Source organism: Vibrio sp. (genome assembly GCF_050299255.1).
In the GTDB taxonomy this organism is placed as follows: domain Bacteria; phylum Pseudomonadota; class Gammaproteobacteria; order Enterobacterales; family Vibrionaceae; genus Vibrio.
The window spans coordinates 1-7,087 of sequence record NZ_JBNKVP010000034.1; the positions used below are offsets into that span (position 1 = coordinate 1).

A 7,087-nucleotide genomic window follows, 5' to 3' on the forward strand; every position below is an offset into this window, starting at 1 on the left:
ATATGAAATAGAGTTCATACTCTATTCGCAACAAGAGTATCATTGCGTATAAGTCGTACGCTTCGCTTTTGTTACTTTTGTGCGATATTTGCCCAGAGGTTCAAATTTCATCGCTGATTTAGAAGGTATTGAGCGGATAACGATACTCATCAAGCAATGTCTTATGCATTATCTTGCAATTTTGTAGGTTGCCGCTGTAATAAAAAAGGTTGAGACAATAGCTCAACCTTGCATTGAATACTCAAGTCAAAACAGTTTACTAGACCAGCCGAGCTTATTTCTGAGTACGTGATAGTAGCTGTAGTCCTTCGGGTGGATCAGTTTTAGTACATTAGGGCTCTGATAAATCAGGACTTCATCACCAGGAGAGACTGGCAGCGAAATCTGACCATCACAACTCACTTCCTGGGTACCGCGGTTGTCCGGAGAGACGATCAGTTTGATTTTTCGATTGCCATCGACCACTAAAGGCCGGCTGGAAAGGGTATGGGGAAACATCGGCACCAGGCTGATTGCGTTCAGGCTGGGCGACAGAATTGGGCCGCCACCCGATAACGAATAAGCGGTCGAGCCGGTTGGCGTGGAGACAATCAAGCCATCAGAGCGTTGTGAAAAAGCAAAGCTATCATCAATATAGACTTCAAATTCGATCATATGGGCGATTTGCCCAGGGTGCAGCACCGCTTCATTGAGGGCGGCATTGTGGCTTTTGATCTGACCATGTCGATGAATCTCGGCCTCAAGCAAAAAGCGCTCTTCCTGCAGATAGTCGCCTTGCAGTACTTTGGTGAGTGCCGATTGAAATTCGTCAGGATTGAGGTCGGTCAAAAAACCAAGGTTGCCACGGTTAACGCCGATAACACAGGTATCAAAGCGGGACAGCACCCGCGCCGCTCCCAGCATATTGCCGTCGCCACCGACTACTATCGCGAGGTCGGCGACTCGGCCCAGTTCTATCATGCTGGCAAAGCTAGTTGAGGGAATATCGTTTAGAATGTCTTTTAAACGGTCATCGATATAGACCCGATATCCTTCGGAGCTGAGCCAGTTATACAGCTCTCTGTGAGTATGGATGGCCTGCTGGTCGCGTGGTTTGCCAATAATGGCGAGCACTTCAAATGGCTTTTTCATAGGTTTTCCGAACGAAATAGGCTTGAATCGGTAATCATCATCCCCATAATAATGGCAAGTTAGCGATCAATGCGAATTTTTGTGTTATCAATTCTGAACTGGGTCAGGTTGATAGCCGATAAGTAGAATTCTGGAGATATCATGAGCAAGCAAGAAAACAAGATCAACGAAGAGAAAGTACAACCGCAGGAAGATGCTGTAGAGCAGAACCTGGAACCAGAAGCGGTTGGCGGTGAAGCTGATATCGAATGGAACGAGCAGGATGACACCGACGAGCAAGAAGCGAAAATTGCTCAGTTGGAAGCGGCGCTGCTGTCTAGCGAAGCGAAGATAAAAGATCAGCAAGAAAGCGTACTGCGTGCCAAGGCGGAAGTAGAGAACATGCGCCGTCGTACCGAGCAGGAAATCGATAAAGCGCGCAAATACGCCCTGAATAAATTTGCCGAAGAGCTACTGCCAGTGATCGATAACCTGGAGCGGGCGATTCAGGCGGCAGATACCGAGCATGAAGTGGTGAAACCGATCGTGGAAGGCATCGAACTAACGCACAAAACCTTTATCGATGTGGTATCAAAATTTGGTTTGAAAGAAATCAATCCGGAAGGTGAAGTGTTCAACCCGGAATTCCACCAAGCGATGTCGATTCAGGAAAGTGACGATCACGAGTCCAATACTGTCATGTTTGTGATGCAAAAAGGTTATGAACTGAATGGTCGGGTGATCCGACCAGCGATGGTGATGGTCGCCAAATAAGGCACTTATCTCGAACGCAAAAAGAGAGGCAAATGCCTCTCTTTTTTTATGCCCGCGATGCTGGATTCGGGCACGTGAATCAACGACTAAACTCGGTTTTTACGTTTGATTGATTGTGAGTGTATTTAGATTTAATAGCTACAATTCATCAATTAAATGACCATTTACACTGTGTTTACACTTTTAACTAATTTGTAAATTTGTCCTTTATTTTGTGTTCAGGATGTGTATTATCGCGTCATTCGCCGCAAAATTCGGCGGATATAACTATAAAAATATAAATATCAAACACAACATATTGGAGATTTATAATGGATAAATCGCTATCAAGCAGAATTTTTTTAGGCTTGTTCTCCGGTCTTTTGATCGGTACAGCTATCCAGTACCTTTTTGGCGGAATCGCTTTTTTTGATACCTTTTTATTAGGTGCGGCTGAAGGCATTGGTGGTATGTTTGTATCACTGATCAAACTGCTGGTGGTTCCACTGGTTTTCGTATCGATCGTATGCGGAATTGTTGAACTTAAAGACATTCGTTCTTTTGGCCGTCTGGGCGGTAAAACTTTTGGTCTTTATATCATCAATACTGTGATTGCGATTATCGCAGCCCTGACTGTGGCGATGATCGTTCAACCAGGTGCTGGTGCGAATCTGGCGGGTACCGTTTCTCAATCGGTCGCGCTTAAGTCCACTGAAACACCGGATATCTTTTCGATGGTGGTAAACATTGTCCCTAGCAACCCGGTACAGGCGTTTGTTAACGGTGACATGTTACAAATCATCTTTATGGCAATTTTGACAGGTCTTGCCATCCAGGCTCTGGATGAAAAAGGCAGCTCGGCCATTCGTGGTTTTAAAGTCGCGAACGACATCATGATGAAGCTGATCGGGTTGGTGATGAGCATGGCACCTTACGGTGTGTTTGCTCTGATGATCCAGCTAGGTGCAACCTTAGATGCACACACTCTGGCTTCAGTTGCCAGCTACGTTGCATTGGTAGTGGCAATGCTGGTGTTGTGGATCTTTGTGGTTTACCCAATCTCGGTTCAAATGTTTGCCGGTATTCCAGCATCAGAGTTTATCCGTAAAACCCGCGAACAGGTGCTGTTCTCACTGTCTACGGCCAGCTCTAATGCGACCATTCCGGTGACAATGCGTACACTGACAGACAAAATCGGCGTGTCTAAATCTGTCGCCGGCTTCGGTGTCCCTCTGGGCGCAACCATGAACATGGCTGGTGCATCAATCTATATCGCCATTGCTGCGGTATTTTGCGCCAACGCATTTGGTCAGCCGATCGCTATGTCGGATCTGTTCACTCTGGGCTTTACCGTGCTGCTGCTGTCTATCGGTGCAGGTGGTGTACCGGGCGGGGGTGTTGTGATGGTGGGCGTGATTCTGCACCAACTGGGCTTGCCACCAGAAGGTTTGGCTATCGTTGCTGCGGTAGACCGTATTAACGATATGTTCTGTACCTCGTCTAACGTTGTTGGCGATACTGCAGTGAACACTATTGTAGCGAAAACAGAAAACGAGATTGAGCTAGAGCAGCAGGTTGAGGTAAAAACGGCGCAAGCTAACGCTTAATTCGTTACCTTTTCCCTTACACACTTACCATCAGTAGGTGTGACCCTAGCAATCAGCGGAGCCCAGTGCTCCGCTTTTTGCATCCGCTTGGGCGACGGCTGAATATTTTGATAAGTGACTTAACTGACTCAATAGCTGAGTATTGTTAACCGACAAATTGACAGTTTTTTTTGGTGTAGCCCTTGAAAAGCAAATCGCCGCCCTTATCTATGGGGCATAGAGAAGCAAACAGTAAATTTTGTTTGCGTGTGTGGGTTGAAACCCGATTCTCCATCCCCACATTGGGGATATAGCCAAACAAAATAGAATTTATTCGGAGATAGCCTGATGGGTAAAATCATTGGTATTGACTTAGGTACTACTAACTCATGTGTTGCTGTACTGGACGGCGACAAACCTCGCGTAATTGAAAACGCGGAAGGTGAACGTACAACAGCATCTGTCATTGCGTACACAGACGGTGAGACGCTGGTAGGTCAGCCAGCTAAACGTCAAGCGGTTACTAACCCAGAAAATACGCTATTTGCCATTAAGCGTCTGATCGGTCGTCGTTTCGAAGACGAAGAAGTTCAGCGTGACATCCAAATCATGCCGTACAAAATTGTTAAAGCAGACAACGGTGATGCTTGGGTAGAAGCTCGTGGCCAAAAAATGGCAGCTCCTCAGGTTTCAGCTGAAGTTCTGAAGAAAATGAAGAAAACAGCGGAAGACTTCCTGGGTGAAGAAGTGACTGGCGCAGTTATCACTGTACCGGCTTACTTTAACGATGCGCAGCGTCAGGCAACTAAAGATGCTGGCCGTATTGCTGGCCTGGAAGTAAAACGTATTATCAACGAACCTACCGCAGCAGCGCTGGCATACGGCCTGGACAAAAAAGGCGGTGACCGCACTATCGCAGTTTACGACTTGGGTGGTGGTACGTTTGATATCTCTATCATCGAAATCGACGAAGTTGAAGGCGAGAAGACTTTCGAAGTTCTGGCGACCAACGGTGATACCCACCTGGGTGGTGAAGACTTCGATAACCGTCTGATCAACTACCTGGTAGACGAGTTCAAGAAAGACCAGGGCATTGACCTTAAGAACGACCCACTAGCGATGCAGCGTGTTAAAGAAGCAGCAGAAAAAGCGAAAATCGAGCTTTCTTCTACTACTCAGACAGACGTAAACCTGCCTTACGTAACCGCTGACGCAACCGGTCCTAAGCACATGAACGTTAAAGTGACTCGTGCCAAACTGGAATCTCTGGTTGAAGACCTGGTACAACGTTCTCTGGAGCCTCTGAAAGTTGCTCTGGCTGATGCAGACCTGTCGGTAGGCGACATCACTGACGTAATCCTGGTTGGTGGTCAGACTCGTATGCCTATGGTTCAGGCAAAAGTAGCGGAGTTCTTCGGTAAAGAAGCTCGTCGCGACGTGAACCCTGACGAAGCAGTTGCTATGGGTGCTGCAGTTCAAGGTGGTGTACTGGCGGGTGACGTGAAAGACGTACTGCTGCTGGACGTGACTCCTCTGTCTCTGGGTATCGAGACTATGGGTGGCGTTATGACCAAATTGGTTGAGAAGAACACCACTATCCCAACTAAAGCGAACCAGGTGTTCTCTACTGCAGAAGACAACCAGAGCGCGGTAACTATCCACGTACTGCAAGGTGAGCGTAAGCAGGCGATGTACAACAAGTCGCTGGGTCAGTTTAACCTGGAAGGCATTCAGCCAGCGCCTCGTGGCATGCCACAGATCGAAGTGACTTTCGACCTGGATGCGGACGGTATCCTGCACGTATCAGCGAAAGACAAGCAAACTGGTAAAGAGCAGAAGATCACTATCCAGGCTTCTGGCGGTCTGAGCGATGATGAAATCGAGAAAATGGTACAAGAAGCAGAAGCCAACAAAGAAGCGGACAAAAAGTTCGAAGAGTTAGCCACTGCCCGTAACCAAGCAGACCAAATGATTCACGGCACTCGTAAGCAGGTTGAAGATGCGGGTGAAGCACTACCAGCGGACGAGAAAGAGAAAATCGAAGCTGCGATCACTGATTTGGAAACCGCTCGTAAAGGCGAAGACAAAGAAGAGATCGATGCCAAAGTTCAGGCTCTGATGGCCGCTTCCCAGAAACTGATGGAGATCGCTCAGCAGCAAGCGCAGGCTCAGGCCGCACAAGGTGCTGAGGCAGGTCAACAGCAGTCTCAGGAAGAAGACGTTGTCGACGCTGAGTTTGAAGAAGTGAAAGACGACAAGAAATAATTTGTCGTAACTGCAAGGCACCGTTGCCTAAGGTCGGACGTTGGGATACAGTGTCCGGCCTGCAGGTTCTAGGGGCCTTGGCAGTCAAAGCCGTTTCACTTTTTAGCGGATGGTTTTATCAAGCGGGCGTTCGGGGAGACTCAGACGCCCGTCTGTTTGTACAGTCTGTACGTAGTTAGTGTCGGTATAGCTAAATTCATCAACCATTTACCTATATCGATACAGAAATCTGGCGTCAGCCGCCAGGAATAAGCAATTGGTGACGAGTAACATGTCGAAACGTGATTTTTACGAAGTTTTAGGCGTTAGCCGCGATGCCTCTGAGCGTGACATTAAAAAAGCTTACAAACGCTTGGCAATGAAATTCCACCCGGACCGAAATCAGGGTGACGACTCAGCGTCGGATAAGTTTAAAGAAGTAAAAGAAGCGTATGAAGTTCTGACTGATCCACAGAAAAAAGCCGCATACGACCAGTATGGCCACGCTGCTTTTGAGCAAGGCGGTGGCTTCGGTGGCGGCGGCTTCGGTGGCGGCGGTGCTGACTTCGGTGACATCTTCGGTGATGTCTTTGGTGACATTTTCGGCGGTGGTCGTCGAGGTGGTGGTCAGGCACGTGCTCAGCGCGGTGCAGACTTACGTTACAACATGGAATTGAGCCTGGAAGAGGCGGTACGCGGCGTTTCGAAAGAAATCGAAGTACCGACTCTGGTGCATTGTGATGCCTGTGACGGTAGCGGTGCCAAGAAAGGTACTTCGCCTGAAACCTGTTCGACCTGTCACGGTCATGGTCAGGTGCAGATGCGTCAGGGTTTTTTCGCTGTTCAGCAAACCTGTCCAACCTGTCATGGTAAAGGTAAGATAATCAAAGACCCATGTAATGTCTGTCACGGCCAGGGTCGCAAGCAGAAGAGTAAGACACTCAATGTGAAAATTCCTGCCGGAGTGGACACCGGTGACCGTATCCGTCTGTCAGGTGAAGGCGAAGCCGGAGAAATGGGCGCACCAGCAGGGGACTTGTACGTTCAGGTTCATGTGCGCGAGCACCATATCTTTGAGCGCGATGGTAACAACCTTTACTGTGAAGTGCCGGTTAGCTTTGCCATGGCAGCATTAGGCGGTGAAGTAGAAGTACCTACTCTGGATGGCCGCGTAAGCCTGAAAGTACCGGAAGAGACGCAAACCGGCCGCATGTTCCGTATGCGTGGCAAAGGTGTTAAAGGTGTTCGCGGTGGCGGCATTGGCGATTTGATCGTAAAACTGGTGGTCGAAACACCGGTGAAACTGAGCAGCCGACAGAAAGAGCTGTTGCGCGAATTTGAAGAATCCTGCGGTGGCGATGCGGCTAACAAGCACAAGCCGAAATCGGAAGGTT

Annotated in this window: 4 protein-coding genes and 1 pseudogene; 4 read left to right on the top strand and 1 reads right to left on the bottom strand. The window is 48.4% G+C overall.

Going from position 1 to position 7,087, the window contains the following annotated elements; translation table 11 throughout:
* Positions 1 to 246: 246 nt before the first annotated feature.
* Entirely contained in the window at positions 247 to 1,131 is an 885-nt protein-coding gene (gene nadK / locus ACQY6F_RS10700) for an NAD(+) kinase (protein WP_428774270.1), read from the bottom strand.
* A 141-nt stretch (positions 1,132 to 1,272) separates the two neighbouring features.
* On the opposite strand from nadK, the gene grpE reads away from it, so the two are divergent.
* From grpE to dnaJ, 4 genes and pseudogenes are all read left to right on the top strand, one after another.
* Complete coding sequence (gene grpE, locus ACQY6F_RS10705) at positions 1,273 to 1,884, top strand: nucleotide exchange factor GrpE (RefSeq protein WP_428774272.1); 612 nt, start codon at positions 1,273 to 1,275, stop codon at positions 1,882 to 1,884.
* Between the two features lie 311 nt (positions 1,885 to 2,195).
* Positions 2,196 to 3,470 (top strand): dicarboxylate/amino acid:cation symporter, encoded by a 1,275-nt coding sequence (locus tag ACQY6F_RS10710; protein WP_428774274.1) that lies wholly within the window; start codon positions 2,196 to 2,198, stop codon positions 3,468 to 3,470.
* 327 nt (positions 3,471 to 3,797) lie between these two features.
* A complete protein-coding gene (gene dnaK, locus ACQY6F_RS10715) occupies positions 3,798 to 5,714 on the top strand; it encodes a molecular chaperone DnaK (RefSeq protein ID WP_428774275.1) in 1,917 nt (638 codons plus the stop codon).
* 331 nt (positions 5,715 to 6,045) lie between these two features.
* Positions 6,046 to 7,087, top strand: a pseudogene (gene dnaJ, locus ACQY6F_RS10720) (molecular chaperone DnaJ); the annotation flags it as partial.